Here is a 24,541-nt window from a genome sequence, read left to right as displayed (position 1 = left end):
TGGGATAAAATTACACTTTTAAAATGCGGGAATAGCTCAGGGGTAGAGCACAACCTTGCCAAGGTTGGGGTCGCGAGTTCGAATCTCGTTTCCCGCTCCATCAATTTTTTAAAATTTATGCCCGGGTGGCGGAATGGTAGACGCAAGGGACTTAAAATCCCTCGGTAATTTTTACTGTACCGGTTCAAGTCCGGTTCCGGGCACCATAAGCTAAGGGCGACATGGCCAAGTGGTAAGGCAGAAGCCTGCAAAGCTTTTACCCCCGGTTCGAATCCGGGTGTCGCCTCCAAACGACATAAGGAGAAAATATGCGTTATCTTTTAGTTCTTTTATCTGCAGTATTTTTGATGGCTGGTTGCTCAAACACATGGAGTGGCGTTAAACAAGACACAAACAATGCAGTGGAGTGGTCAAAAGAAAAAGTAAACGAAGGTGCTACTTACGTCAAGGAAAAAACTGAATAACTATAGCGATTTTAAGAAAAATTAGCTATAATTACAATCTAATTTTCGGGAGATGGCTGAGCGGTCGAAAGCGGCGGTCTTGAAAACCGTTGAGGTGTGAAAGCCTCCTGGGGTTCGAATCCCTATCTCCCGGCCATATACTACCACAAAAACTTAATAAATACTCCATTTTTCAATACTTTGTTTTTTATTACAATTTAAAAAATTCGCCTAAAAATTTGGACAATTTAAAATTGTTACAGAAAAACAGCTATTTTGCTACATAAACTTGAGTTGGGATCAGGAGTTCATTATGAATTCTAAACTCATAACTAAAATTAAAAATAGACCAAACTATTACTACTTTGATACAGCATTAAAAGATGACCAAAAAATAACTGTTAAATACTGTTTATTTACAGAGGATGCCGATATAGCTAGAACTATCACCATAAAACTAAAAAGTCAAGCAGGCAAAAAGCGTGGTTGTAAAACTAATAATAATCATAATGGGGCAATAAGAAGCCAAATGCGTAATAGGCAAAGAAGTATCAAAGATACAAAGCCTCTTTATATAACTGAATACAGGGAACTATTTGAAAGAGTTATTAGAAATTTTTATTCACCTGAAGAAGCAAGTAAAGAACAAATATATATTGAGCCTAAACAAAAAGAAGAGGCTAAAGCTTTATACATAAAAGAACCAAACTTCAAGGAAATAGCAATTAGATATATACAAAATGAAACAAAGAAGCAAAATACTAAAAATGGCAGGTACTATAAGCGTGTAGTGTTGTGGATACATTTTGATTTTTTGAAAGTCTTTATATATGAAATTTTATGTATTTGTTAATTCAAAATAGCTATTTTACAGACATATTGTGTCATAATATGATAGAATTATGACAAAGGAAATTTTAATGTCTAGTAAAATACTTTCTGCAGAAAATATTCTCTATATTTTTAAAAAACTAAATGAAAACCAAACTATTTACGTAAAAAGATTAAATGAAGAGATGAATTGGAATATGAGCGAAAGAAATATAGTTAGGTATTTTGATACTATAGAGTCAGTTTTTCCAAAATTATTCATGAAAGGAAAAGATGAAAAAGGAATTTATTATAAACCCAATCATAGCGACTTTATAAAACTTAATCCATCTTCTTTAGCAATGACAGCCATAACTTATAGTCTAATGCCCAAAAAAGAGATTAATAGATTTTTTAGTATATTAGAAAATGAGTCCAAAAAAGCGCTATTATGTAGCAGAACACACAAGACTTTCATTACAAAAGAGGCTAAAATTCTGTCATAGCTTTTAAATAAGAGATATTTCTTTTTAAGCTATAAAAATATTTACTGTAAAGAATCTATTATAGCAGTTCTTGAAAGGCTAGAAGCGGAGTAGAGTCTCACTCAATATCGGCTCTTGTATCTAAATACTCCGAAATTAAAGAACAAATAAAACATTATCAAGAGATTGTATCTATTTTGCAAGATGAACTGTCTGTTATAGACAAAGCCATTATAATATTTGATCCAAACTATAATATAAATGAGATAAAAACTAAAAAACATTACCAACAATAGGCGTTTTTCTCGTGGAGAGCTTAGTGAATGTCAAGGGTGGCCGTAAGGCTATCTACGAGCTTTTTGAAAAAAAGCGACGCCCTTGATCGTTTTTTGAGAGAGTGCTACGATGTCCCGGCAGGGAAACGGAGGAAAGTTCGATATTTAGCCAGCGGCGAACCCTTGCTACTTTGGCTGCGTAGCAGGCAATAGTACCAGCGGGGGGGCAACGATATCGCCAAAGGCGATGAGTGTAGCGGCGGTCTTTTGGCTGAGAGCGGTAATTTCTCTTGTTCCAAAAAACTCTAGTATATTATAGATATATTAGAGTTTTTACTTGCTTCATAATTCTATATTATACGTTAAGAAGAAGTAAAGTTTTCTATCATTTTTCTATCATTATGAATAAATCATATAGATTGCTAATCGTATTATCAAGAGTTTTAATAATAATCTTATTACAACTGCACGCTCGTTACATCTAGTAGTTTTTGCATAATCAATTATTTCTGATAAAAAGCATACATTATTTTATAAAATTTTTTCATACTTTAAGAAAATTTATTGCAATATCTTAAAAAATTTCAATAGAATAGAAAGGAAAATGCTAGGCTAGCGTTCAAAAGCACTAAAAATAGGGTATTATTGGTGTCAAGAGAGAGACTTGAACTCTCGACCTCCGGCTTATGAGACCAGCGCTCTAACCAGCTGAGCTACCTTGACACTTATTTTAGTTAGAAATGCGCATTATATTACACTATTGCTTATATGGATATAAATTCTGCATTTTTTTTGTCACAAACACTGATAATTGATTCACTAAAATATATATCATAAGCTACTACTTATAAATTTTCTGTTATAATTTTTGCTTTTATAGACAGGTGTCCGAGTGGTTGAAGGAGCACGCCTGGAACGCGTGTAAGGTTAATAGCCTTCGTGGGTTCAAATCCCATCCTGTCTGCCACTTTACTAATACAAAACAAATTTATATCGTATTTTCAATTTTTATTTATCTTTATTTAATATTTTATAAGAGTAAATTTAATAAAATTAATAAAAATAAATCCACACAATAATAAAGACCGAAAGTCATTATTGCGTATAGAAAGGTGCAATTATGTTTTTTGGAAACAAAAACACACAAGAAATAGAGGTGTTAAAGGAGCAAATTAAAAAGCTTCAACAAGAAAATCAAAGTCTTACTGAAGAGAACTCAAGATTGCGAGATGAAATTTCAGTAGTAAACAAATCGTCAAGCCAAGAAAATAATGAAGACAATATTATGGCTAGAAGTATTATCGATGGCGCAAAAGTAGGTCTAGCGGCAGTGCAAAAAAATATTCAAGAGATAACAAGGATTAAAGATCTATCTCAAAGTAGTATAAAAAATGCAAGAACAATAGATAGGCTGCAAGCCGAATCAAACGGAATAATTAACTCAATTTCGCATATCACAGAGTCTTCAAATAAATCTCGTGAGACAGCAGAAGGACTGCATAAAAGCGTAGACGAAATAACAAGTGTTATAAATTTGATTAAAGATATATCCGATCAAACTAATCTACTCGCCCTTAATGCTGCTATAGAAGCGGCAAGAGCAGGGGAGCATGGAAGAGGTTTTGCGGTAGTTGCGGACGAAGTAAGAAAACTAGCCGAAAGAACACAAAAAGCAACAGCAGAAGTTGAGATGAACGTAAATTTGTTAAAACAAAATGCGAACGATATGTTTGTTCAAAGTGAAGAAATAGAAAAAATATCTTTAAATTCAAATGAAAGCATATATAGCTTTAAAAGTTTATTTGACGAACTTCATGGCGAACTTATTAAATTTCAAGGCGAAACAGAGCAGCTATACTATGAAATTTTCATAACTCTAGCAAAAACAGACCATATAATTTTTAAATTCAATGGATACGACCACATTCTTAAGGCTGATTGGTCGGCAATGACAGATCATTTTAATTGTAGGCTTGGTAAATGGTACGATAGTGCCGGCAAAGAGATTTTTGGGCAAACCACATCATTTAAAAAGCTTCAAGAGCCTCACGCAAATGTCCATAAGCAGATAAACAACTCTTTAGTTGCGATGAGTGAAAATAAGATTACAATCCCTCAAATTATAGAAAATTTCAAAAAAGCCGAAGAGTCTTCTCAAATTCTATTTAATCTATTTGACGAGATGCTTCAAGAAAAACTACAAAAATAAATTAGGCGGCATAATCGCCGCCAATCTATACAAAAACAGCTATTAAAAATACGCCCAACACAAGGCGATATACTACAAAAGGTAACATACTCATCTTTGATATTAAAACCACAAAAAGTTTCACGCATATATAGGCGCTAACTCCACTGATTACAGTCCCCAATATTAAATCACTCCAAGAGATATGACAAGGAGAGTTTGCAAGCTTTACGGTTTCAAGCAATCCTGCAAGCAAAATAACAGGAATGGACATTAAAAAAGAGAAATTTGCACTAGCGGTTCTATTAAATCCTAAAAGCAAAGCTGCACTCATAGTAATGCCCGAGCGAGAAACGCCAGGGATTAAAGCTATGGCTTGAGCCAAACCTATGATAAATGCAAGCTTGATTGTCATATCATATTCGCTTTTCAATCCGTGATTTTTATCCGCGATAAACAATACTAAAGCAAATAAAATAGTAGTAATAGCGATAATAATGCCACTTCTGGCATACTGTTCGATAATATCATTAAGAGCTAGTCCGCATAGCCCTACCGGCAATGTTGCAAAGCCGACAGACCAGACAAGAGTACTATCTCCAACTTTTTTTCGCTGCATTATTGAAGCAAAAAAATCAGCCAAAAGCTTTTTGAGACTATCTTTAAAATAAAATAAGATTGCGGTTAGTGTTCCGACATGAACCGCCACATCAAAGGCTAAGCCTTGATCTTGCCAACCAAGCAACTTTGGTACAAGTACCAAATGTGCCGAGCTTGATATAGGCAAAAATTCGCTTATGCCTTGAACAAGAGCAAGAACAATAACCTGCAAAAAATCCATTATTTAACTAAATCTTTGATAAATTTGACCAGTTTTTCAGGGCTAAATCCAAAATAATCAAACAGATCATCCGCTTTGCCACTCTCGCCAAAACTCTTCATTCCATAAACAATATCTGCAAATTTATACCACTCTAGCGCACTTGCAGCCTCTACAGCTACTATATTTGTGGCTGGATCTAAAATTTTATCTACATAATCTTTTGGCTGTTCGCAAAGCAGATCAAAGCATGGTGCCGAAACTACATTTACGCCTATACCAAGAGCGTTTAGAGTGTCTGCCGTTTTTACGCATAAACTTACTTCGCTTCCGCTTGCCACAAGAGTTATTTTCGCATCTGACGTAGATTTTAAAAGATAAGCTCCTTTTTCTACGCTTCCAAACTCACCACTATTAAGAGGCTCGAGTCCTTGCCGAGATAGCACGAAAGCCGATGGAGCATTTAAATTTAGAGCTACTTTCCAGCATTCTACGTTCTCGTTTCCGTCTGCCGGACGGAAGGTATAAAAATTTGGCATCGCACGAAGAGTGCTAAGCTGCTCTATAGGCTGATGAGTGGGACCATCTTCTCCTACTCCGATGCTGTCGTGAGTAAGAATAAAGAAGTGCTTTACGCCCATTAAAGCGGCAATTCTTGCACTTGGTTTTAAATAATCGCTAAAGATAAAAAATGTCGCCGAAAAAGGCAAAAACAGCCCGTATCTAGCAAATGAATTGTTTATCGCAGCCATCGCATGTTCTCTTATTCCAAAGTGTATATTGCGTCCGTTCGGGAAGTCACCCATACCTTTTAACTCGGTTTTGTTTGACGGAGCAAGATCTGCCGAACCGCCTATAAATCCAGGAAGAGCCTTTGCAATCTCATTTATTATCACACCGTTACTATCGCGTGTTGCTACTTTTTTGCCTGCAAAATCAGGAAAATTTATCTTTGATATTTCAGGATTAAGAAGTGAATTTAAAAGCTTTTTGCCCTCATTGCTTAAATTTTCAACCTGTTTATTCCATAAAGCCTCAGCCAAATCGCCTTTCTCAATAGCCGCTCTAAAACGCAACAACACATCTTCATCGATAGTAAATTTTAAGCCAGGATCAAACCCCGCAGCCTCTTTAGCGGCTCTTATAATCTCTTCTCCAAGCGGAGCACCATGACTATGATGGCTTCCCTCAAGCTCACCGGCACCCTTTGCTATACGTGTATTTGCAATGATTAGATAAGGCTTTTCTCTTTCCTTAGCTTGTTCAAGTGCAAATTCAATCTGATCATAGTCGTGCCCATCTATACGAGCCACATCCCAACCTTGAGCCTCAAAACGAACCTTTACATCCTCGCTCCAAGCTATGCTTGTATCGCCTTCTATTGTGATATTATTTGAGTCGTATATCAAAACCAAATTATTTAAACTCAAATTTCCCGCTATAGCACAGGCCTCATAGCTAATGCCCTCTTGTAAATCGCCGTCTCCGCAAAGACAGTAAATTTTATGATTTATTACCTCATTATTTGGTTCGTTTAGCAAATTTGCAGCGTATTTTGCAGCCATAGCAAATCCTACGGCATTCGCCACACCTTGTCCAAGCGGACCAGTTGCAACCTCCACACCTTTAGTATGAATCTCAGGATGACCGGGAGTAAGCGAGCCAAGTTGGCGGAATTTTTTAAGCTCATCAAGACTTAAATCATATCCGCTTAAATGCAAAAAGCTATACACCAAACTACTTGCGTGACCACCACTAAATACGAGTCTATCACGATTTAGCCAATTTGGATTTTTTGGATTGTGATTTAAAAATTTCATAAGCACGACCATCACGTCCGCTAGCCCCATTGGTGCACCAGGATGTCCGCTATTTGCTTTTTGCACCATATCGGCGCATAAAAATCTTATAGTATCGGCCTGTTTTTTTAGCATATTTTTCCTTTATCTCAAGTGTCTATCTATTAAATTTACAACTATCTCTTTAATTCCAAGATGAGTGCTTTTTAGCTCGTTTTCTATTTTTTCTATAAGTTCGTCTTTTGCCTCTTTAGCACCTTTAACGCCAAGCAGATTAGTAAACGAGTTTTTCACACCGTCATTATTTGTAGGTTTGCCGACCTCAGTGGCACTCTTTGTCGCATCTATAATATCATCGGCTATTTGAAAAGCAAGTCCCAAATCAAGCCCGACTTTGTAGATTTTTTCGCTATCTTCATAGCTCATATCGGCTATTACGCATCCGGCTTTTAAACTTGCGGCAATTAGCTTAGCGGTTTTGTGCAAATGCAAAAACGTAAGCTCTTGCAATCCAAGCCTCTGGTTTTCAAAGTGGCAATCCAATGCCTGACCCAAAACCATTCCGCTAACGCCGGCATTCTGACTTAGAATTTCAACGCATCTTATACGAATTTCTGAGCTTAAATTAGTCTTTGAAATTTGATAAAAGGCATGAGTATTTAAAGCATCTCCAACCAAAACAGCAGTAACCTCATCAAATTTTACATGAAGTGTCGGCTTGCCTCTGCGAAGCCGGGAATTATCCATTACCGGCAAATCATCGTGAATAAGAGAGTAAGTGTGCATCATCTCAAACCCAAGCGCCACACCAAACGCATCCTTTAAAACTTCGGGCTTAAGCGCTTTCACAACTCCTAATAAAAGCATCGCACGAAAGTGTTTGCCTCCGGCAAGCAACATATATTTTAAAGCCTCATCAAAATACGGATGAAAGCTTGGAGCACTCGGCAAATTTTTCGCCAAGAAACTCTTAAAATCATTTAATAAATTTTCATTCATTTAGCGCACTTTATAAAAGAAGTCAAAACCTTCACGTCGAAAAAGCAGTATATATTCGCCTTTTTCTTTTGACGTAAATTTCAAAATATCCTTATAGTTTTTAACCTCATTTTGATTAATTTGTATAAGCTTATCGCCAGGTTTTATCCCAAATCCGGCAGCCTGAGAATCTTCATCAACTTTTTTGACTACAAGTTTATCATCAAGAGTTATTCCTTGCGCCTTAAAAAAATCTCTGGCGGTATTAACTACTTTAGACTCTTTTTTTATCTCTGTTTTATCAACATTAAAATTTGTCTTTTGAGTATTTTGAGCGTTTGACTCGCTAGAAACTGGTATATCAAACCTCTCGATTACTTCATTTCTGATGATTTCAAAATTTAAAATTTCGCCCTTTTTGGCAAATAAAATTCTCTCATTTAGCTCTCTTAGAGTGGTAAATTTTTGGCCATTTATACTTACTATCTCATCGCCCATCATCAAAGCAGCGCCTCTACCTAATCTTTCTACGCTTTTTACGTAAATTTTATCCTTAATGACCTCAAAGCTAGCTCCAACATCTCCGTAATACAAATCAGGATAGGCGATAAAATGCTTTAGATATCTACTTGGCACAAATTTATTACCGCCCACTGCGATACCGCGCATATTACAACAAACACCAAGAAGTGCTCCTGTGCCATTTACATCAAAAGTAAGAGTATCAAGCTCTCCAAGTCTTTCGCCAAGAGATTTGACATGTCCGTAAACAGTCGCGTTAAGATCGCTAGTAACGCTTACCCAATCGCTCTTTTTAGTATTGTTATCATCGCTCATCCTAATTGGCTCAAGCTTGATATCCGATGCAAGTAGATAAAGTCCCAAAAATGGATCGAATTTGATATAGTTTTTGATAGGCATTTGACTATTTTTAGGAACGGCTATTAAATTCGGGCTAAGCGCGATGCCTTTATTCCCGCTTACATTCACAATACTTGGTAAGTTTTTTTCAAAGCAAGCGTTAAAATCATCTTGTGTAGGTCTAGGAGCGGCAAAAACAATCGCACAAAGTGTTAAAATAAGAAAAATTTTTCTCATCTATACACCTCCGACAAATCCGCCTAACATCTTAGAAGCCATATGCTTTTTACTCTCTTCAACCATTGCCATTACGTCATTTACGGCACTGATTAGTAAAATTTGCAAACTCTCTTTGTCCTCAAGTAGACTATCGTCTATAGTGATATCCAGAAGCTCTCCCTTGCCATTAGCCCTTACGCTAACAAGCCCTCCGCCACTCTTTACACTAAATTCGCGATTTGCAGTTTCATTTTCAAGCTCACGAGCTTTCCTTTGAACTTCTTCGAGCATTTCACCCATTTTAGAAAAATCAAGTCCTTCAAACATAAAAAATCCTTTTGGTTTTGGCTGATTATATCAAATTTGAGCTTATATAAATTTGTTTTATTTTTTGATCTGTTTGCAGAGTATCTAAACTTTAGGATATTGTTTGGTTTTTCTCATTTACATGCACGATTTTAGGCTCAAATTTTTTAGCTTTTTTAAATTTCATTGTTGCGTAAGCTACTATAATAACCTTGTCACCTATACAAACTTTGCGTGCAGCGGCTCCATTAAGGCAAATATCGCCTTCTTTTTCGCTTTTTATTACATAAGTAGAAAATCTCTCACCGTTATTTATATTTAGAATTTCAACCTTTTGATTTTCTATTAAATTTGCCGCTTCCATCAATTTTTCATCAATTCCTATCGAGCCTACATAGTTTAGATTGGCATCGCTTACCGTTGCCCTATGAATTTTACTAGCCAAAATCTCTATTCTCATTTTATACCTTTTGTATTTTAAATTTATTTGTCATAGATAAAATTAGCGAGATAAAGTCTGTAAAACAACATCTTTATCGCTAAACGGATATTTTATCCCTTTGATCTCCTGATAGCTCTCATCGCCTTTACCTAAAATCACTAAAATTTGCCCGCCTTTTAAGCTTTCAAGTCCGATTTTAATGGCTTTTTTTCTATCGGGTTCGCAAATCACACTATCATCCATCTTCATACCCGCACAAATTTGCTTTATTATCTCCATAGGCTCTTCGCTTCTTGGATTATCGCTAGTCACTATCGCAAGCTTTGCAAATCTTTGCACCATTGCACCCATTTTAGGACGCTTTGTATTATCTCTATCTCCTCCCGCTCCAAAGATCGCCACAATCTCATAGTGACAAAGTGCATTCAAGACTTTTTCAATTCCATCTGGAGTATGCGCAAAATCAACAATAACAAGAGGATTGTCACTAACAACTTCCATACGACCCTCAACACCGCCAAAATTACTAACTGCACGCGATATCTCATTACAACTCTTATCCGTTAAGCTCATTACGCAACCAATCGCCGCAATTAGATTGTAAAGATTAAATTCACCCTGCAAATTTGAGCCGATCTCAAGCTCGCCTTTTGGAGTCTTGACAATGGCATTGATGCCATTTTTTAATCCATAAGCGATAGGAGTGAAATTTGCATGCTTTTTAAGTGAATAAGTAAGCGCGTTTTTAACGTTAAATTTTAAATTTCCATCATCGATATTTATAAGTTTTAAAGTGTCATCATCAAAAAAACTGCTTTTAACACGCGCGTATTCTTCGAAGGTGTGGTGGTAGTCGAGGTGATCTTGTGTCAAATTTGTAAAAATTTTCATCGCGAAATCAAGACTTTCTATACGGTTTTGGTCTATGGCGTGAGAACTAACCTCCATAACGAAAAATTCGCACTTCTCTTCGCTTGCAACTTTTAAATAATTAATAGTACGCAAAATTTCACTTGTAGTAAGTGCCTTTTCATCAATCCTTTTATCATTAACAAATGCGCCTCTCGTGCCGCAAAGCCCACATTTATAACCAAGATCAAGCAATAATGAGTAAATCGCTGCGGCAGTTGTAGTTTTACCGTTTGTTCCTGTTATGCCTATGATTTTTATATTTTTATCAATCCCCAAAATCTCTTTACATTCGCTTAAACTTATGACTTTAGCGCCATTAGCAATAGCTAAGTCTATAAATTTTGAATTTGTATGAGTGCGAACAAAAAAGCATCCTTTTTCGCACTCTTTTGAATTGTCTGTTATAAATGAGTCTTTAGTGTAAATCTTCACTTTTGCGCCTTTTGTTTATTTCGCCGATTAGCGCATTTAGTCTCTCGTCGCCGGCAAAAATAGAGGCAGCGCTTTCTATGTAGTTTAATCCCATCTCAATAAAATCGTTTTTAATCAAATTTTCTAAAAATTGCAAAAAGTCATCTCGGCTACTTATCATAACTCTGGTAGAAAACATAATATCTTCAAATACGCTCTTAAAGCTACCCTCTTTGGCAACCGCCTGCATAAAATCATGATAGCTGATCGCATTTTGACTTTCAAGCTCATCTTTCTCTTCAAATTTAGACTCTAGAGTGGCTAAAATTTCATCCAAATCCTCACCACTCATTCCCACATTCTCTTTGACCTTAAAAATTTCAAAGAGCATCATAGCCTCATCATATCTATTTTTAGCAAGAGAGCAAAGCATAATAAAAAACAGTAGTCTCTTGTCCTCTTTTTTATTATAAGCCAACGAAAAATAGTTCATCGCCTCATCAAATCGCCCTTTATAAAAGGCCTTGATACCAAGTTTTTTATAATCTATCAATCTAAATTAACCTCTTCGCCAATAGGAATATTTATCACTTCAAGTTCAGGGTGAATATCTATCCTAAGCTGTCTTTCTATGCCGTATTTTAAAGTAGTTCCGCTTGCTGCACAGCCGTGACAATGACCTGTAAGTCGAACATAAATTTTGCCATTTTTAATGCCTAAAAGCTCGAGTCCTCCACCATCTCGCTCAAGCATAGGCATAACTTTTTGTAAACTTGTAGAAACAGGCTTTAAAAGCTCTTCATCACTAAACGGTATCATATCTCACCTTTTATTTTTTGGATTATTATACAATATTTGACAAAATTAAATTTTAAATGAAGAAAAATAATTTGCGATATTTAGGCAAATCTGAGTCTATTCTTAAAGAATATAAAAGTAAAAATTTTAAATCAACCAGACAAAAAAGTGTATTAGAGAGCTTTTGCTCTCTAATGTTATTCGCTAATTAGCTCTATATAAGCCATTTCAGCCGCGTCACCGCGTCTAACGCGAGTTTTAACTATTCTGGTATATCCGCCGTTGCGTCCTGCGAATTTAGGAGCTATTTGGGTTACTAACTTATTTGTAGTCTCTTTGTCTTGCAAATTTGCAAAAACTGCCCTATGTGCATTACTGTCACCTTTTCTGGCTCTTGTAATAAGCTTTTCTATATAGCTTCTAAGCTCTTTTGCTTTTGGTAGCGTAGTCTCGATCTTTTCACTTTTTATTATTGCAATTGCCATATTTTTAAGCAATGCAGAACGATGAGATGCCGTTCTACCTAATTTTCTATAACCATGTTTATGTCTCATTTATTGTCCTTTTATTCTTTTGGGCTGGTTTGTGTTTTCAGCTCGGCTATCTTCTTTTTGAGCTGATCTTTGCTACTGCCTAAAGCATTACTTCCAATAGGATATCCAATCTCTTCCATTACGGCCTTTATCTCTTCAAGAGATTTTTTGCCTAGATTTTTAAGATCTCTAAGCTCATTTTCATCCATTAAAGCAAGCTCGCCGATAAATCTAACATCTGCTCTATCAAGGCAATTGAAGCTTCTAGCACTTAAATTTAAATCTTCAACACTTTGAAGAAGTTTGGCATGCTCTCCTGAAGCCATAGCACCGCTAGTCTGTGCAGAGATATCAATATCTAAAACACCTTTAAATACAGACATCTGGTGATACATAGCCTCAATGGCATGCTTAAACGCTTCGATTGCACCAACCTGACCATCGGTAGTCACTGTAAAAACTATCTTTTCGTAGTCAGGATTATCCTCAACCAAAACATTCTCAAGCTCATATACAGCCTTTTTGACAGGTGTAAAGAAAGCGTCAAGGGCTATATAATCATCTTCCATCTCCTCGCGAATCTCTTCACTAGGAACATATCCTATACCTTTTTGTATAATGATCGAAAATTTAAGTTCAGCATCCTCATTTATAGTAGCCAAATAAGCGTCAGGATTTACGATCTCAACCAAATCACTGCCAAGATCTCTGCCGCTTATCTCTTTTGGTCCTTTAAAAGAGTACTCTACAATCTCTTTTTCAGAGTCGTTTTTAAGCTTGAATCGCAAATTCTTCAAATTTATAATAAATTGAGCAACATCTTCAAGCATACCGCGCATAGAGTCAAACTCATGCGCAACGCCTTCTATCTTAACACCAGTAGGAGCAAATCCTACGGTACTACTGTAAAGAAGGCGGCGAAGAGGGTGAGCTAGGGTCACCGCATAACCTGTCTCAAAGGGATAGGCTGTTATTCTAGCAACATTCTCGCTTATACTCTCTACTGAAATCTCAGTCGGCATATAGGCTGATGTAGTAATTTTTTTCATTATTACACCCCTTATTATTTCGAATAAAGCTCTACTATGAATCTTTCCTCAACAGGAATGATAACCTCTTCTCTTTCTGGCGTTCTTGTAAAAATTCCAAATTTCTTATCTTTTTCAACATCAACCCAAGAAACGATTCCGGTTTGAGCTGTAAGGTCAATAGCGCGAACGATTTGAGGGTTGTTTTTTGATCTCTCTACTATCTCGATTTTAGCGCCGGCATCAACTCTGTATGATGGGATATCAACTTTCTTGCCGTTTACTAAAATATGTCCGTGAGTTACAAGCTGGCGAGCAAATCTGCGAGTTGTCGCAAAGCCCATTCTATAAACTACGTTATCAAGTCTTTGCTCTAAAAGTTGAACTAAAAGCGCACCGGTATTGCCTTCTCTTCTAGCTGCTTCTTGGAACAGTTTTCTAAATTGCTTTTCAGAAATTCCATACATAAATTTAGCTTTTTGCTTCTCTCTTAGTTGCAAGCCGTATTCACTAATCTTTGCTCTTCTTTGTCCGTGTTGTCCCGGTGCATAAGGGCGCTTATCAAGTGCTGACTTACCGGCCAATCTTCTCTCGCCTTTAAGTGCCAAACTTACGCCAAGACGTCTTTCTAATTTTTCAACAGGTCCTCTATATCTTGCCATAATAATTCTCCTAAATTTCTAATTACACGCGGCGGCGTTTTGGTGGTCTGCAACCATTGTGAGCAAGCGGAGTTATATCTTTAAGGAATACAACTTTAACGCCTTCGATCGCACCTACGCTTTTTACAGCAGTCTCTCTACCGCTTCCCGGACCTTGAACCTTTATGCCCACCTCTTTGATTCCATGTTCTTTTGCTTTATTCATAGCGTCTTCAACCGCTTGTTGAGCTGCATATGGAGTTGATTTCTTGCTACCTTTAAAGCCAAGTGCGCCTGCGCTACTCCAAGCTATAGCATTTCCCATTTCATCAGTAACCGTAACCATAGTGTTATTAAAAGTTGCACTTATATAAACAACACCTTTGGCAATACTTTTTCTTACTACTTTCTTTTTAACTACTTTTCTTTTTGCCATCATCTATCCTTATTTTGTTGCAGCGCCAACAGTTTTACGCTTACCTTTTCTGGTTCTAGCGTTTGTTTTAGTCTTTTGACCACGAACAGGAAGACCCTTTCTGTGGCGAAGACCTCTGTAGCTACCAAGATCCATAAGTGCTTTTATATCCATAGCAACGCTCTTTCTAAGGTCACCCTCAACCATATGGTTCTCTTGGATCTCTTTGCGAATCGCTGCCGCTTCATCTTCGCTTAACTCATGAACTCTTTTATCATAAGAGATTCCTGTAGCAGTAAGAATTTGTCTTGATTTGTGAAGGCCAATACCATAAATGTAAGTTAGGCCATACTCTATTCTCTTTTTCTTCGGTAAATCTACACCTGCGATACGAGCCATTCTTTATCCTTGTCTTTGTTTATGTTTTGGATTTTCACAAATTACGTGAATTATGCCTTTACGTTTGACAATTTTGCATTTGTCACACATCTTCTTTACAGAAGGACGAACTTTCATCTTAGTCTCCTAAAAATTTATTCCACTTTTTTAGGGCTGCATCAGGTTTAAAGAAGTGATTAAACCAACTATTTTCAAAACAAGTGGTAGGCTTTGAAAACAATTCTTCATACAGCATTTGTTGCAAAGGGCTGATTTTAGCCAAATTTAGCTTTTAATTTACTTATGGCGATAAATTATTCTACCCTTATCAAGACTATACGGCGTGAGTTCCACTTTTACGCGATCTCCCGGCATTATCTTGATATAATGCATTCTCATCTTACCCGCAATATGACATAAAATCACATGTTTATTGTCAAGCTCGACTTTAAAAGTTGCATTCGGCAGAGCCTCTATCACGTTGCCGTCAATCTCTATGACGTCGTCTTTTGCCACTATTTACCTCCTCTCATAAATTTTCAGTTGCAAGATAGCAACATAAATAATTTAAAATTTTAACTCACCACAAATTAAAATTTTACAATTCACAAAATTTGATTTGCAAATTGTAAAAACTTAGGCGATAAATTTATGCCTTACTTAAAATTTCAGCTCTTCCGTTAATCACAGCCACACAGTGTTCATAATGGCTAGTTCTCAAACCATCCTTGCTAGTTACCTTCCATTTGTCACCTCCGACAACCGGTGTTCCGTCTTTTTGGCATATCATAGGCTCTATACAAAAAACCATTCCGTTTTTGATCTTTGGTCCGGCTTTTGGGTTGTTGCCTTCTAAATAGTTTGGTACTTCAGGTTCTTCATGTGGGCGCTTGCCTATGCCGTGTCCGCAAAATCCTCTAAGCGGCACAAACCCTCTTGCAAGGATAAATTTCTCAAGCTCATAACTAAGCTCTTTAAAATGCATGCCCTCTCTTATGATGTCAATCGCAAAGTAAAGCGCATCTTTAGAGCAAGCTATCAGCGCCTCATCCTCTTTTGAAATTTGCCCAACCGCAAAAGTTCGAGCAGAGTCGCCAAAGAAGCCATTTAAATTTGAGCCGATATCAACACCTACTATATCGCCTTCTTTTAGAATCGTTTTATCAGGGATTCCGTGGATAACTACTTCGTTTAAGCTTATACAAGCGGCATTTGGAAAGCCGTAAAGTCCTTTAAATGCAGGCTTTGCACCGGCAGCACATATCATATCGTCGCAAATTTTATCAATCTCAAGAAGCGACATTCCCGGCTTTATAATGCTTTCAACATAATCAAGCGTGCGAGCGACAATTTGATTTGCCGCTCGAAGCTTTTCAATTTCAGCCGGTTTTTTAAGCGAAATTGCCATTTTACAAGCCTACCGCACTTAGAGTTTGGTATTTGTTCATATAAATTTGAGCCTCAATCCTTCTCATTGTATCAAGAGCAACTGAAACAACGATCAAAACTGATGTTCCACCGAAATAAAACGGCACACCCATAAATTTAACTAAAACCCAAGGCAGAGTTGAGATAAGGCCCAAGTATATCGCGCCGCTAAATGTTAAGCGTGAAGCGATCTCATTTAGATGCCCTGCAGTTCCCTCGCCAGGCCTAATTCCAGGTATAAATCCTCCCTGTCTTTTTAAATTTTCGCTGATATCTTTTGCGTTAAATACGATTGAAGCGTAAAAATATGCAAAAAACACAACAAGCAAGAATGTTAAAAAGTTAAAAAAGTATCCGTTCGGATTTAAAAAGTCGTTTATCGCCTGGATATATTTGTTTGTGCTTGCCTGTAAAATCGTACTTGGAAACATCAATATAGCACTAGCAAAGATAGGCGGGATAACACCGCTTAAATTTACTTTTATAGGGATGTAGTTCATTATGCGCTTATTTTGGTTTTCCATTACAACTTTTCTGGAGTAAGAGACAGGGATACGTCTTTCGCCCATCTCAACAAAGATAACTATACCTACGGTTGCCAAAATAACAAGCAAAATTCCTATAACAACTAAGAAATTTAATTCGCCTGTATTTACAAGATTTACAGTTCCGCCAATAGCAGATGGGATTCCCGATACGATACCTGCAAAAATGATAAGACTTATACCGTTTCCTATTCCTCTTTGAGTTATCTGCTCGCCTATCCACATAAGCATCATAGTTCCAGCTAACATTGAAGCTGCCGCAATAGCTATAAATAGATTCATATCCAGCATTATAGCCTGCTCACCACCTCTTCCGCTTAAGCCCTGAAGTCCGATACTAACACCGATTGCTTGAACTACTGTTATACCGATTGTGGCATAGCGAATGATCTGCATATACTTTTGCATACCGTCGCGATCTTTTTTCATCTTGCCTAAATTTGGGAATGTAGCAGCCAGAAGCTCCATAACAATGGAAGCTGTAATGTATGGCATAATACCAAGCGATATTATGCTTAATCTTTCAGCGGCTTTACCGCTAAACATATTAAATAATCCTAATGCATTAGAGCTATTTGAATCAAAAAACTCTTTAATTACATCGGCATTAACGCCAGGAACCGGCACATAGGCCAGTATCCTGTAAGCAAACAAAAATGCCAACGTGATGAGTATCTTGTTGGTCAATGTTTTATTCATTATGCACGTCCGCTAACGATAACGTTCTCGTCTTTGATCTTTGAAACAAGAGTTTTTGCACTCGCTCCAATTAGTTTTATTTTTGTAACGCTTCTTGAAATTTTATGAACAGTAGCGATTGAAGCGATTGTAATTTCGCCAAGCTCTTTTACCACTGTAATTTTCTCAACGTTGATAACATAAGGTTTTTCAAATTTAGAAGCAAAGCCTACCTTAGGAAGACGTCTTTGAAGCGGTTGTTGTCCACCTTCAAAACCTCTCTTTTCATTGTAGCCTTTTCTAGCTCTTTGACCCTTATGTCCTTTGCCTGCAGTTTTACCTTGACCGCTACCTTGACCGCGTCCTAATCTCTTAGTTTCACGAGTTGAACCGGTAGCAGGAGTTAATTTTTCAAGTCCCATATTCCCTCTCCTTAGCTTTTAAGCATACTTAATGCTTTGATTGTAGCACGAACAACGTTTGCAGAGTTGTTTGAGCCAAGTGATTTTGTCAAGATATCCTTGATACCTGCAAGCTCTAGAATAGGGCGAGTTGAGCCGCCGGCTATAACACCTGTACCTTCGCTTGCCGGGCGAAGTAGAATTTTACTTGCATTGTATTTAACCTCTATATCGTGAGGAATAGTCGAGCCTTTAAGCTTAACGTTGATAATGTTTTTAAACGCATCGTCAACCGCTTTTCTAATCGCATCAGGAACCTCTTTAGCTTTACCAAAGCCAAAGCCTACAAGTCCGTTTCTATTTCCAACTACTATAAGAGCTGTAAATCTAAATCTTCGACCACCTTTAACAACCTTTGTAACCCGACCGATATCGACGATTACTTCTTCAAATTCTTCTCTATTATATTTTTCCATCGATTTTCCTTTGGGTTATAGTTTGATGCCATTTTCTCTTAAAGCGTCAGCAAAAGCCGCTACAACGCCGTGATACAAATAGCCGTTTCTATCAAATAAAGCTTCCTCTACGCCTTTTGCTTTAAGTGTTTTTGCAAATTCTTTTGCTAAAACTACAGCGCCCTCTTTGTTGGCTTTTATACCAAGTTTTCTTCCGTCAGCCGCTGCGATAGTAGTTGCTGTAACATCTTCTATAGCCTGAACATAAAGTGTTCTGTTTGATTTGAAAATAGAAACTCTTGGTTTTAAGGCAGTGCCAGAAATTTTAGCTCTAATTCTTCTCTTTCTCTTTATTCTAAGAGCGAGTTTTCTTTTTAATACATTTGCTGTCATTACCTATCCCTTACTTCTTAGATGTTTTACCGGCTTTGCGGATAATGCGCTCTTCAGCATATTTTATACCCTTGCCTTTGTATGGCTCTGGTGGGCGATATCCTCTAACTTGAGCTGCGATTTGTCCTACAACTTGCTTATCATCGCCTTTAATAGTGATGACGTTTTTTTCTACGCTTACTTCAACACCTTTTGGTACTTCGTGGTTGATCGGGTGAGAAAATCCAAGAGTTAGCTCAAGCACACTTCCTTTAGCTGCAGCTTTATAACCTACGCCGTTGATCTCAAGCTTGCGAACGAAGCCCTCCGTAAGACCTGTAACGATATTGTTAGCTAGCGCTCTATATGTGCCCCAGTATGCTCTACTTTGTCTATCTTCGCCCTTAGGAGAAAATGCGATTGAGCCGTTTTCTACCTTAACATCAACATGACCTTTTGTGTCAAGTTCTTTTGTATTATTGCCTTTTTTAAATTTAAGCAAATTTCCTTCTACGCTGACATCTAATCCGCTTGGAATAGCTATCGGCTGCTTACCTATACGTGACATTTTTTTCCTTTTTACTTGTCTAGGGTATGTCTACTTTATACGAATGGATACCACAATACCATAAAAAGCAGAAACTAAATTCCACTTCGTTCAAAGTTAAATTTGAACGACTAAAAAGAGCAAAAGCCCTTTTTAAACCTTTAAATTCTTTGTTGTCTCAAAATTTGAGATTTAGCTCATAAATTTAGCAAATTTAATCGCTAAATTTTGGAGTGTTGCAAAACAGCAAGCTAATAAGCTTAGCCTATCGTGCAAGCTCCATTATAAGGTGTTATAAACAATGTCGTGACATCGTTTATATTCATTACCATATAGTACAAAGAATTTCGCCGCCAACACCGGCTTTGTGAGCGTCTTCGTTGCTTAAAACGCCTTTGCTTGTGCTAACGATAATTGTTCCGTAACCGTTTTTAAATCTCTTGATCTCATCCTTGCCTTTATAGACGCGACGACCCGGCTTTGAAACTCTTTTAAGTTCGTTTATAACGCTATTTCCACGCTCATCATACTTTAAAACAACGTTTATAAATTTCTTTTTGTCCTCTTCAACTACATTATAGCTTTCTATGTAGCCTTTAGTAGCCAAGATCGCCAAAGTAGCCTCAACAACGTTTGAGTGAAGCAGCTTTGTAGTCTCAAGCTTTCTCATAGAGGCGTTTCTGATGCGTGTTAGTCCATCTGATATTAAATCATTCAACATTTTTCTTCCTTACCAGCTTGCTTTTTTAAGACCAGGAATCAATCCCTCATTAGCCATTTTTCTTAGGCATACTCGGCAAATTCCAAAATCTTTATAAACAGAGTGTGGTCTACCACAAATTTGGCATCTTGTATAACCGCGTACCTTAAATTTAGGAGTGCGAGCTGCCTTTGCTATCATTGATTTTTTTGCCATATTACTTTCCTTTTGCAAATGGCAAACCAAAAAGCTCAAGCAATTTGAATGCCTCTTTGTCGCTATCTGTTGTTGTAACAATTACGATATTCATACCGTGAGTGCGCATGATCTTATCATACTCAACCTCAGGGAACATTAGTTGCTCATCAAGACCAAAGTTATAGTTACCGCGTCCGTCAAATCCGTCTTTTGGAAGACCTCTGAAGTCCTTAACTCTTGGAAGTGCAACGCTTATTAGCTTATCTAAAAACGCATACATTTGCTCTTTTCTAAGAGTTACTTTGATACCTACAGGAAAGCCTTCGCGAACTTTAAAGCCTGCAACTGATTTTTTAGCATCAGTTACAACCGCTTTTTGTCCGGCGATAAGCGAAATAGTATCGGCCATATTTTGAAGAAGCTTTTGATCTTTCGCACCTTCGCCAGCGCCAACACTGATAACGATCTTTTCAATTGCAGGGATAAGCATTGGGTTTTTGATATCAAATTCTTTTGCTAAACCCGGTTTAACAACTTCATTGTATTTAACTTTTAATCTACTCATTTTTAACCCTCAACTTTTGCCACATTTGAAATATCAATCGGCATCTCTTTATTTATAAAGCCACCGTTTGGAGTTTTTTCGCTTGGTTTGATAGCCTTTTTAGCTACTTTGCAGCCCTCAACGATAACCTGTCCTTTTTTTGCTAATACTGATAAAACTTTTCCTGTTTTACCTTTATCATCTCCGGCAATAATCTTTACATTATCGCCTTTTTTAATCTTAAATTTGATATTAGCCATTATAACACCTCCGGTGCAAGTGAAACAATTTTCATGAAGTTTGCATATCTAACTTCACGACCAACCGGTCCAAAGATACGAGTTCCAACCGGCTCTCTTTTGTTATCAAGGATTACGGCTGCGTTTTCGTCAAATCTAATCAAAGATCCGTTTTCTCTTTGAACCTCTTTTTTAGTTCTAACAACAACAGCTTTTACAACTTGACCTTTTTTGATCTTGCCGTTTGGAAGCGCTTTTTTAACCGAGCAAACTATAACGTCGCCAAGTGTTGCATATCTTCTTTTGCTACCGCCTAAAACTTTTATACACATTAACTCTTTTGCACCGCTGTTATCAGCAACTACAAGTCTTGTAAAAGATTGTATCATTACTCAACTCCCTTTGCTAAAACAGCTTTTAGGCGGAAGCTTTTGCGTGCTGAAAGCGGTCTGCACTCAACAGCAACAACAGTATCGCCGGCTTGTGTTTCATTTTTTTCATCGTGAATCATATATTTCTTAAAGCGTTTTACAAATTTGTGGTATCTTGGGTGCATAACACGTCTTTCAACCAAAATCGTAGCTGTTTTATCTCCAGCTTTTTGCAAAACTACACCTTGAATTTCTCTTTTAAATGCCATTTTTCACCCCTTACTTTGAAGCGCTAATTGCAGTGTTGATTTGTGCAATCTCTTTTTTAACTGCACGAATCTCGTTAGGGTTGCTTAGCTGCATAGTTTTTAGCTTTTGTCTTAATGTAAATAAAAGCACCTTTTTCTCTTTCAATAACGCGTTTAATTCTGCAACGCTTTTTTCTTTTAACTCAGTATATTTCATTTTCACTCTCTCGCGTTACAATTTTAGTTTTAAACGGCAACTTATGCATAGCCAGCGTAAGTGCCTCACGTGCTAGCTCTTCATTAACTCCGGCCATCTCGTAAATGATTCTGCCCGGTTTAATGTTCATAACCCACTCTTCAATACCTGCTTTACCTTTACCCATACGAGTTTGTAACGGCTTTTTAGTTAGTGGCTTATCAGGGAAAACTCTAATCCAAGTTTTTGCTTGTCTTTTAACATGACGAGTCAAAGCAACACGAGCCGCTTCTATTTGGCGAGAATTGATTCTTCCAGCTTCAACAGCTTTTATACCAAATTCTCCCATTGCAAGGTCAGTACCACGAGTTGCATAACCGCGGTTGCGACCTTTCATCTGCTTGCGAAATTTTGTTCGTTTTGGCATCAACATGATTATTTACCTCTTCTTGCTCTGCGTGGTTTTTTTGGTGCTTCTTCTTCAGTTTTCTCAGCTTGAACGCCTTTTTGAAGAACCTCACCTTTAAATATCCACACTTTAATACCTATGTTTCCATAAGTTGTATGCGCCTCTGCAAAACCGTAATCGATCTTCGCTCTTAGTGTATGAAGTGGCACACGACCCTCCAAATACCACTCTGTTCTTGCCATCTCAGCGCCACCTAAACGGCCTGCAACTGAAATTTTAATACCCTTAGCACCTGATTTTTGAGCGCCTTGGATTACCTTTTTCATAGCACGTCTAAACGCAACACGTTTTTCAAGTTGCATTGCAACGTTCTCTGCAGCAAGTTGAGCAGAAGCTTGAGCTTTTCTCTCTTCTTTGATATTTACATTAACCTCTTTGTTGATTAGCTTTTGGATATCATCTTTTAGCTTCTCAACGTCTGAGCCTTTTTTACCTATTATGATGCCAGGGCGAGCTGCTACTACAGTTACTCTGATCTTCTTAGCCGTTCTTTCGATAAGAATTTGAGAAACCCCTGCATAATATAGTTTTTTCTTAAGAAACGCACGAATTTTGTAATCTTCGCCGATATTTTCTACCAAATTTCCTTTAGCAGGAAACCATCTTGATTCCCAGTTGCGGTTAATTCCTAGTCTTAAACCAATCGGATTTACTTTTTGTCCCATACTATGCGTCCTTCTTTTCAGCTTTAGATACTTCTACCAAAATGTGGGCAGTTGGTTTGCGAATTCTGCTTGCGCTTCCTCTTGCTCTTGGTCTAAATCTCTTTAATACAGGGCCTGCATCAACTCTGCAAGAGCTGACGATAACTTCCTCAGGTTCAAAACCGCCATTTGCAACAGCAGAGCTGATTGCGTTTGCTATAAATTTAGCTCCCTTGTTTGGCATAAAGCTTAAACTTGCAAGCGCTAGTTCAGCATTCATACCTTGAACTTCTCTTGCTATAAGTCTTGCTTTAGTAGGAGATAGTCTAATAAATTTAATAATAGCTTTACTCATTTATCTCCCCTTATTTGCCGATTTTTTTCTGAACAGAGCCTTTGTGACCCTTAAACGTTCTAGTTGGAGCAAATTCGCCAAGTTTATATCCGATGTGGTTTTCAGTTACATACACAGGGATAAAGCTTTTACCATTATGGACATTAAATGTAAGTCCAATCATTTCAGGTACAATCGTACTGCGTCTTGACCATGTTTTGATCGGCTTGTTGTCGTTTGCTTTCTTAGCAGCAACAACTTTTTTCATTACATGTCCGTCTACGAAAGGACCTTTTTTGAGTGATCTAGCCATCTCTATTTTCCTTTCCTTCTTGAGATAATTAGCTTGTCGCTAGCTTTTTTGCGGCGAGTCTTAGCACCTTTTGTCGGTTTACCCCATGGAGTTACCGGGTGACGGCCTGAATTTTTCTTACCTTCACCACCACCGTGCGGGTGATCTACCGGGTTCATAGCTGAACCACGAGTTTGAGGGCGAATTCCTCTGTGGCGGTTTCTACCTGCTTTACCGATAGTTACGTTAGCCCAGTCCTCGTTACCGATAACGCCAACGCTTGCCATACACTCTGCTAAAATTTGTCTCATCTCGCCACTTGGAAGTCTTAAGATGACATATTTTTCCTCTTTGCCCATTAGCTGAGCATATCCGCCTGCGCTTCTTGCTATCTGTCCGCCCTTACCAGGCTTTAGCTCAACGTTATGAACGATCGTTCCCACAGGGATGTTTCTTAGTTTCATAGCGTTACCAGGTTTTATATCAAGACCGGATTCAGCAGCTGCTACTACGTCACCTACGTTTAGTCCGTTTGGTCTGATGATATAGCGTTTTTCGCCATCTTTATAAGCGATAAGTGCTATACGGCAGTTTCTGTTTGGATCGTATTCGATCGCTTCAACTTTACCTTCGATGCCAAATTTGCGTCTTTTAAAGTCGATGATTCTGTATAGCTTTTTAGCGCCTGCTTCTTTATGTCTTGATGTGATACGACCGTTGTTATTTCTACCGCCTGATGCAGGTAGTTTTACAAGTAGGCTTCTAACGCTTGGTTTAGCCGTGATATCTTCACTGCTAAGACCTGTCATAAATCTACGGCTTGGTGTATATGGTTTATATGTTTTAATTGCCATCTTACGCCTCCATGCTTTCTAGAGTTGAACCCTCAGGTAACTTAACGTAGAATTTTTTAACTTCACTGCGTTGTCCTGTTTGTCCTTTAAAACGCTTAACTTTACCTTCCATTCTAAGTGAATTTACGCGAAGTGGCGTTACTCCAAAATACTCTTTTAAAATTTCTTTTAGCCTATTTTTAGTCATCTTTGGTGAAGTTTGGATAACTACTACACCATCTTCTTGAAGGCCAAGAGTCTTTTCTGTATATAAAATTGTTTTGATATCAGTTATATCTGCCATT

Annotated in this window: 39 protein-coding genes, 6 tRNA genes and 1 pseudogene; 10 read left to right on the top strand and 36 right to left on the bottom strand. The window is 37.5% G+C overall.

Translation table 11 applies throughout. From position 1 onward, the window contains the following. Positions 1–25: 25 nt before the first annotated feature. From CDOMF_RS00335 to CDOMF_RS00305, 7 genes are all read left to right on the top strand, one after another. Positions 26–100 (top strand) — tRNA-Gly (locus tag CDOMF_RS00335). 19 nt (positions 101–119) lie between these two features. Continuing rightward, positions 120–206, top strand: a tRNA-Leu gene (locus tag CDOMF_RS00330). A 9-nt stretch (positions 207–215) separates the two neighbouring features. After that, a tRNA-Cys gene (locus CDOMF_RS00325) sits at positions 216–289 on the top strand. Positions 290–308: 19 nt separating this feature from the next. Beyond that, positions 309–464: a hypothetical protein gene (locus tag CDOMF_RS00320; protein WP_169975297.1), complete on the top strand. Its 156-nt coding sequence runs from the start codon at positions 309–311 to the stop codon at positions 462–464. Between the two features lie 46 nt (positions 465–510). Then, positions 511–600, top strand: a tRNA-Ser gene (locus tag CDOMF_RS00315). A 156-nt stretch (positions 601–756) separates the two neighbouring features. Beyond that, positions 757–1,296, top strand: coding sequence for a hypothetical protein (locus CDOMF_RS00310; RefSeq protein ID WP_260951938.1), 540 nt, complete (start codon positions 757–759; stop codon positions 1,294–1,296). A gap of 67 nt (positions 1,297–1,363) precedes the next feature. Next, the gene (locus CDOMF_RS00305; RefSeq protein ID WP_260951937.1) at positions 1,364–1,759 is read left to right on the top strand and encodes a hypothetical protein; all 396 of its coding nucleotides are present in this window, start codon (positions 1,364–1,366) and stop codon (positions 1,757–1,759) included. A gap of 900 nt (positions 1,760–2,659) precedes the next feature. Here the strand turns inward: CDOMF_RS00305 and CDOMF_RS00300 are convergent. Then, positions 2,660–2,736: transfer RNA gene (locus CDOMF_RS00300), tRNA-Met, on the bottom strand. A 155-nt stretch (positions 2,737–2,891) separates the two neighbouring features. On the opposite strand from CDOMF_RS00300, the gene CDOMF_RS00295 reads away from it, so the two are divergent. From CDOMF_RS00295 to CDOMF_RS10820, 3 genes and pseudogenes are all read left to right on the top strand, one after another. Continuing rightward, positions 2,892–2,980, top strand: a tRNA-Ser gene (locus CDOMF_RS00295). 546 nt (positions 2,981–3,526) lie between these two features. Continuing rightward, positions 3,527–3,700 (top strand): annotated as a pseudogene (locus CDOMF_RS10825) (methyl-accepting chemotaxis protein); the annotation flags it as partial. 3 nt (positions 3,701–3,703) lie between these two features. After that, the gene (locus tag CDOMF_RS10820; protein WP_442863525.1) at positions 3,704–4,222 is read left to right on the top strand and encodes a CZB domain-containing protein; all 519 of its coding nucleotides are present in this window, start codon (positions 3,704–3,706) and stop codon (positions 4,220–4,222) included. A gap of 25 nt (positions 4,223–4,247) precedes the next feature. Here the strand turns inward: CDOMF_RS10820 and CDOMF_RS00280 are convergent, their stop codons facing one another. From CDOMF_RS00280 to CDOMF_RS00110, 35 genes are all read right to left on the bottom strand, one after another. Then, the gene (locus tag CDOMF_RS00280; RefSeq protein WP_260951936.1) at positions 4,248–5,042 is read right to left on the bottom strand and encodes an undecaprenyl-diphosphate phosphatase; all 795 of its coding nucleotides are present in this window, start codon (positions 5,040–5,042) and stop codon (positions 4,248–4,250) included. After that, on the bottom strand, positions 5,042–6,955 hold the full coding sequence (tkt, locus tag CDOMF_RS00275; RefSeq protein WP_260951935.1) for a transketolase: 1,914 nt from the start codon (positions 6,953–6,955) through the stop codon (positions 5,042–5,044). The genes CDOMF_RS00280 and tkt overlap by 1 nt, the downstream gene beginning before the upstream one ends. Before the next feature lie 9 nt (positions 6,956–6,964). Beyond that, entirely contained in the window at positions 6,965–7,819 is an 855-nt protein-coding gene (locus CDOMF_RS00270) for a polyprenyl synthetase family protein (protein WP_260951934.1), read from the bottom strand. Further along, positions 7,820–8,896 carry a DUF7488 domain-containing protein gene (locus CDOMF_RS00265; protein WP_260951933.1) on the bottom strand — a complete coding sequence of 359 codons (1,077 nt, stop codon included), beginning with the start codon at positions 8,894–8,896 and terminating at the stop codon, positions 7,820–7,822. After that, entirely contained in the window at positions 8,897–9,205 is a 309-nt protein-coding gene (locus CDOMF_RS00260) for a YbaB/EbfC family nucleoid-associated protein (protein ID WP_260951932.1), read from the bottom strand. Positions 9,206–9,296: 91 nt separating this feature from the next. Continuing rightward, complete coding sequence (gene panD, locus CDOMF_RS00255) at positions 9,297–9,644, bottom strand: aspartate 1-decarboxylase (RefSeq protein WP_169975282.1); 348 nt, start codon at positions 9,642–9,644, stop codon at positions 9,297–9,299. 42 nt (positions 9,645–9,686) lie between these two features. Then, positions 9,687–10,970 (bottom strand): UDP-N-acetylmuramoyl-L-alanyl-D-glutamate--2,6-diaminopimelate ligase, encoded by a 1,284-nt coding sequence (locus CDOMF_RS00250; protein WP_260951931.1) that lies wholly within the window; start codon positions 10,968–10,970, stop codon positions 9,687–9,689. Further along, on the bottom strand, positions 10,954–11,502 hold the full coding sequence (locus tag CDOMF_RS00245; RefSeq protein ID WP_260951930.1) for a histidine kinase: 549 nt from the start codon (positions 11,500–11,502) through the stop codon (positions 10,954–10,956). Before CDOMF_RS00245 ends, CDOMF_RS00250 begins: the two co-directional genes overlap by 17 nt. Next, positions 11,499–11,768 (bottom strand): NifU family protein, encoded by a 270-nt coding sequence (locus CDOMF_RS00240; RefSeq protein ID WP_170019499.1) that lies wholly within the window; start codon positions 11,766–11,768, stop codon positions 11,499–11,501. Before CDOMF_RS00240 ends, CDOMF_RS00245 begins: the two co-directional genes overlap by 4 nt. Positions 11,769–11,944: 176 nt before the next feature. Beyond that, complete coding sequence (gene rplQ / locus CDOMF_RS00235) at positions 11,945–12,301, bottom strand: 50S ribosomal protein L17 (RefSeq protein WP_170019501.1); 357 nt, start codon at positions 12,299–12,301, stop codon at positions 11,945–11,947. A gap of 11 nt (positions 12,302–12,312) precedes the next feature. Then, positions 12,313–13,329: a DNA-directed RNA polymerase subunit alpha gene (locus CDOMF_RS00230; protein WP_260951929.1), complete on the bottom strand. Its 1,017-nt coding sequence runs from the start codon at positions 13,327–13,329 to the stop codon at positions 12,313–12,315. Between the two features lie 14 nt (positions 13,330–13,343). Next, positions 13,344–13,970 carry a 30S ribosomal protein S4 gene (gene rpsD, locus CDOMF_RS00225; RefSeq protein ID WP_260951928.1) on the bottom strand — a complete coding sequence of 209 codons (627 nt, stop codon included), beginning with the start codon at positions 13,968–13,970 and terminating at the stop codon, positions 13,344–13,346. A gap of 22 nt (positions 13,971–13,992) precedes the next feature. Next, a complete protein-coding gene (gene rpsK, locus CDOMF_RS00220) occupies positions 13,993–14,385 on the bottom strand; it encodes a 30S ribosomal protein S11 (RefSeq protein ID WP_170019507.1) in 393 nt (130 codons plus the stop codon). Between the two features lie 9 nt (positions 14,386–14,394). Next, positions 14,395–14,763, bottom strand: a complete 369-nt coding sequence (gene rpsM, locus CDOMF_RS00215) for a 30S ribosomal protein S13 (RefSeq protein ID WP_170019509.1) — start codon at positions 14,761–14,763, stop codon at positions 14,395–14,397. A gap of 3 nt (positions 14,764–14,766) precedes the next feature. Beyond that, positions 14,767–14,880 (bottom strand): 50S ribosomal protein L36, encoded by a 114-nt coding sequence (gene rpmJ, locus CDOMF_RS00210; RefSeq protein WP_170019511.1) that lies wholly within the window; start codon positions 14,878–14,880, stop codon positions 14,767–14,769. Positions 14,881–15,039: 159 nt separating this feature from the next. Beyond that, a complete protein-coding gene (infA, locus tag CDOMF_RS00205) occupies positions 15,040–15,258 on the bottom strand; it encodes a translation initiation factor IF-1 (protein WP_002943098.1) in 219 nt (72 codons plus the stop codon). Between the two features lie 133 nt (positions 15,259–15,391). Continuing rightward, positions 15,392–16,150, bottom strand: a complete 759-nt coding sequence (gene map / locus CDOMF_RS00200; RefSeq protein WP_260951927.1) for a type I methionyl aminopeptidase — start codon at positions 16,148–16,150, stop codon at positions 15,392–15,394. A gap of 1 nt (position 16,151) precedes the next feature. Next, complete coding sequence (gene secY, locus CDOMF_RS00195; protein WP_260951926.1) at positions 16,152–17,414, bottom strand: preprotein translocase subunit SecY; 1,263 nt, start codon at positions 17,412–17,414, stop codon at positions 16,152–16,154. Further along, positions 17,414–17,815 carry a 50S ribosomal protein L15 gene (rplO, locus tag CDOMF_RS00190; protein ID WP_260951925.1) on the bottom strand — a complete coding sequence of 134 codons (402 nt, stop codon included), beginning with the start codon at positions 17,813–17,815 and terminating at the stop codon, positions 17,414–17,416. The genes secY and rplO overlap by 1 nt, the downstream gene beginning before the upstream one ends. A gap of 11 nt (positions 17,816–17,826) precedes the next feature. After that, positions 17,827–18,270 (bottom strand): 30S ribosomal protein S5, encoded by a 444-nt coding sequence (gene rpsE, locus CDOMF_RS00185; protein WP_169975256.1) that lies wholly within the window; start codon positions 18,268–18,270, stop codon positions 17,827–17,829. A gap of 15 nt (positions 18,271–18,285) precedes the next feature. After that, on the bottom strand, positions 18,286–18,642 hold the full coding sequence (rplR, locus tag CDOMF_RS00180; protein ID WP_260951924.1) for a 50S ribosomal protein L18: 357 nt from the start codon (positions 18,640–18,642) through the stop codon (positions 18,286–18,288). 10 nt (positions 18,643–18,652) lie between these two features. Then, the gene (gene rplF / locus CDOMF_RS00175) at positions 18,653–19,189 is read right to left on the bottom strand and encodes a 50S ribosomal protein L6 (RefSeq protein ID WP_260951923.1); all 537 of its coding nucleotides are present in this window, start codon (positions 19,187–19,189) and stop codon (positions 18,653–18,655) included. Positions 19,190–19,493: 304 nt separating this feature from the next. Then, entirely contained in the window at positions 19,494–19,889 is a 396-nt protein-coding gene (gene rpsH / locus CDOMF_RS00170) for a 30S ribosomal protein S8 (RefSeq protein ID WP_169975250.1), read from the bottom strand. 9 nt (positions 19,890–19,898) lie between these two features. Beyond that, complete coding sequence (locus CDOMF_RS00165) at positions 19,899–20,084, bottom strand: type Z 30S ribosomal protein S14 (protein ID WP_169941742.1); 186 nt, start codon at positions 20,082–20,084, stop codon at positions 19,899–19,901. Between the two features lies 1 nt (position 20,085). Further along, positions 20,086–20,631, bottom strand: coding sequence for a 50S ribosomal protein L5 (rplE, locus tag CDOMF_RS00160; RefSeq protein WP_260951922.1), 546 nt, complete (start codon positions 20,629–20,631; stop codon positions 20,086–20,088). 2 nt (positions 20,632–20,633) lie between these two features. Then, entirely contained in the window at positions 20,634–20,870 is a 237-nt protein-coding gene (gene rplX / locus CDOMF_RS00155) for a 50S ribosomal protein L24 (protein WP_260951921.1), read from the bottom strand. After that, the gene (gene rplN, locus CDOMF_RS00150) at positions 20,870–21,238 is read right to left on the bottom strand and encodes a 50S ribosomal protein L14 (protein WP_260951920.1); all 369 of its coding nucleotides are present in this window, start codon (positions 21,236–21,238) and stop codon (positions 20,870–20,872) included. The genes rplX and rplN overlap by 1 nt, the downstream gene beginning before the upstream one ends. Then, positions 21,238–21,489: a 30S ribosomal protein S17 gene (gene rpsQ, locus CDOMF_RS00145; RefSeq protein ID WP_170019531.1), complete on the bottom strand. Its 252-nt coding sequence runs from the start codon at positions 21,487–21,489 to the stop codon at positions 21,238–21,240. The genes rplN and rpsQ overlap by 1 nt, the downstream gene beginning before the upstream one ends. A 10-nt stretch (positions 21,490–21,499) precedes the next feature. Continuing rightward, complete coding sequence (gene rpmC / locus CDOMF_RS00140) at positions 21,500–21,685, bottom strand: 50S ribosomal protein L29 (RefSeq protein ID WP_169941752.1); 186 nt, start codon at positions 21,683–21,685, stop codon at positions 21,500–21,502. Continuing rightward, positions 21,672–22,097, bottom strand: a complete 426-nt coding sequence (gene rplP / locus CDOMF_RS00135) for a 50S ribosomal protein L16 (RefSeq protein ID WP_260951919.1) — start codon at positions 22,095–22,097, stop codon at positions 21,672–21,674. The genes rpmC and rplP overlap by 14 nt, the downstream gene beginning before the upstream one ends. A 2-nt stretch (positions 22,098–22,099) precedes the next feature. Continuing rightward, positions 22,100–22,798 carry a 30S ribosomal protein S3 gene (rpsC, locus tag CDOMF_RS00130; RefSeq protein ID WP_260951918.1) on the bottom strand — a complete coding sequence of 233 codons (699 nt, stop codon included), beginning with the start codon at positions 22,796–22,798 and terminating at the stop codon, positions 22,100–22,102. A 1-nt stretch (position 22,799) separates the two neighbouring features. Further along, the gene (rplV, locus tag CDOMF_RS00125; RefSeq protein ID WP_260951917.1) at positions 22,800–23,132 is read right to left on the bottom strand and encodes a 50S ribosomal protein L22; all 333 of its coding nucleotides are present in this window, start codon (positions 23,130–23,132) and stop codon (positions 22,800–22,802) included. Positions 23,133–23,142: 10 nt separating this feature from the next. Further along, complete coding sequence (rpsS, locus tag CDOMF_RS00120) at positions 23,143–23,424, bottom strand: 30S ribosomal protein S19 (protein ID WP_169941760.1); 282 nt, start codon at positions 23,422–23,424, stop codon at positions 23,143–23,145. A gap of 2 nt (positions 23,425–23,426) precedes the next feature. Continuing rightward, positions 23,427–24,257 (bottom strand): 50S ribosomal protein L2, encoded by an 831-nt coding sequence (rplB, locus tag CDOMF_RS00115; RefSeq protein WP_260951916.1) that lies wholly within the window; start codon positions 24,255–24,257, stop codon positions 23,427–23,429. 1 nt (position 24,258) lies between these two features. After that, the gene (locus CDOMF_RS00110) at positions 24,259–24,540 is read right to left on the bottom strand and encodes a 50S ribosomal protein L23 (RefSeq protein WP_260951915.1); all 282 of its coding nucleotides are present in this window, start codon (positions 24,538–24,540) and stop codon (positions 24,259–24,261) included. Position 24,541 lies beyond the last annotated feature (1 nt).

Source organism: Campylobacter sp. RM16187, assembly GCF_025319965.1.
Classification (GTDB): Bacteria; Campylobacterota; Campylobacteria; order Campylobacterales; family Campylobacteraceae; genus Campylobacter_A.
Note: the sequence above shows the minus strand (reverse complement) of the source record. Positions and strands in the feature narration are given on the sequence as shown.